This window comes from Streptomyces sp. NPDC057654, from assembly GCF_042800135.1.
Taxonomy (GTDB): domain Bacteria; phylum Actinomycetota; class Actinomycetes; order Streptomycetales; family Streptomycetaceae; genus Streptomyces.
This window is the reverse complement of sequence record NZ_JBHVHQ010001282.1, coordinates 1-1691: the sequence shown is the minus strand read 5'-3', so window position 1 is coordinate 1691 and position 1691 is coordinate 1. Positions and strand designations below refer to the sequence as shown.

Genomic DNA, 1691 nt, shown 5'->3' with positions numbered 1-1691 from the left:
CGGGCCAGCCGCCGGAGGGCGACTGGGCGCGCAGCAGCCACCGTACGGGCGGGGCGGGTTCGCCGCCGTCGACCAGTGGCTCCGCCCCGCCGTCCAGCGTCAGGGCCGCGAGGGCGGTGGCGAAGGCCGATCCGTCCGGCGCCGCCGCGGTGCGGACCGCGCCGTCGGGGCCGCACCGGGCCGCCGCCCAGGCGCGTGCCGCGGCGGACTCGGCGGCCTCCGCGCCCAGCGCCCCGGCCGCGAGGGCCGTGGCGTACTCGTGCTCGGTCCACCAGTACGACTGCCAGCTGCCGTCCGGGCGCTGCCGCTCGCGCAGGCAGCCGCGCACCTCCGCGCGCCGGGCCAGGCCGCGCAGTCCGGCCGCGGCGGCGGTGACGCAGGTGTGCCCGGCGTACCAGCCGTCCCAGCCGCCCGGCACCGGGTGGCGGTCGAAGAACTCCCCGGCGCTCTCGTGGGCGTACGTGGCCACGCCGCCGTCGGGCCGTATGTGCGCGGTGAGGAAGGCATAGCCGTCCTCGGCCGCCGGTTCGTCCGCGGCGCCCACGGCCTCGGCCAGGCGCAGCACCCAGGTCGTGGTGTCGGCGTCCGGCGGCGCGGTGGGGCCGTAGCCCCAGCCCCGGCGGGCGCGGTCGGCGGCGAGCAGCGCCCAGGCGTCCTCGGCGGCCCGGCGGGCGCCCGGCGCGCCGCAGCCGGCGAGGGCGGCGGCGACGTAGGCGGTCAGCCAGCTGCTGCTGGGGCCGTTGACGTCGAAGTCCCGCCACCAGCCGTCCGGTTGGCGGCCGCGGACGAGGAAGGCGGCGGCCCGGTCCCGGGCCTCCTGTGGTGCGGGGCGGGGCGTATGGGCCCCGGTGTGCGGGCGGGTGGTCATAAGGGTTCCCCCGTTGCGACGGTGGTGCGCGGCGCGCCGTCGTGGCGCAGCAGGTCCCGTACGGCCTGCTCGATCCGCCGGCCCACCGCGTCCTGGTCGAGTGCGGTACGGGCGTAGGCCAGCGCGTGCCGCCGGTGTTCGGCGACCGTCTCCGGCCGGTCCAGCCAGGCGTCGAGCGCGCCGAGGAGTTCCGGCCCGGTGCGGCAGCACCGCCCGAGCCGCTGGTCCCGGACGAGGCCGGGCACCCATGCCTCCATGGGCAGGCCGGAGTCCAGGGTGAGGACGGGGATGCCGAAGTACGCGGCCTCCAGGACGGTGGCCGGTCCGGCCTTGGAGACGAGGAAGGAGTGCGGTCTGCGCGCGGCGCCGTCGATGTAGGCGAAGTACTCCTCCTGCCGCAGCCGCGTGTGGAACCGCCAGTTCCGGCCGGTCTCACCGGCTTCGGCGGTGAGAGCCGCGGCGCGCCGGGTGGTGTCCTCGTCTCCGTAGCCGACGAAGACGAGGTCGACGTCGGCCTGTCGGCGGGCCAGGTGCTCCACGGCGCGCAGATACGTGTCGCCGCCGCGGTTGCTGAAGATGATGACCTCGGGACGCCCCGCGTCCGGGGCCGTGCTGGGCACCGCGTCGCCCGTCTCCACGGCTCCGGTATCGCCGTTCCCCCGCGGGCCGGTCAGGAAGTTCCCCAGTTCGTGCTGGGCGACCAGCGGTCCCACGGTCCGTACCCGGTCCGGCGGCGCGCCCGCCTGGTCCACGAGCAGCGTGCGCGCCCACTCGAAGCCGACGAAGGTGAGGTCGAGGCAGGCGCTGCGGTGCACGTCCAGGC

General features: G+C 77.5%; 1 protein-coding gene and 1 pseudogene. Both read right to left on the bottom strand.

The genetic code is table 11. From position 1 onward, the window contains the following. A pseudogene (locus tag ACFU99_RS42860) lies at positions 1-868 on the bottom strand (hypothetical protein); the annotation flags it as partial. Continuing rightward, on the bottom strand, positions 865-1691 hold an 827-nt coding region (locus ACFU99_RS42855; protein ID WP_384403986.1), incomplete at its 5' end, for a glycosyltransferase. The gene ACFU99_RS42855 and the pseudogene ACFU99_RS42860, both read right to left, overlap by 4 nt.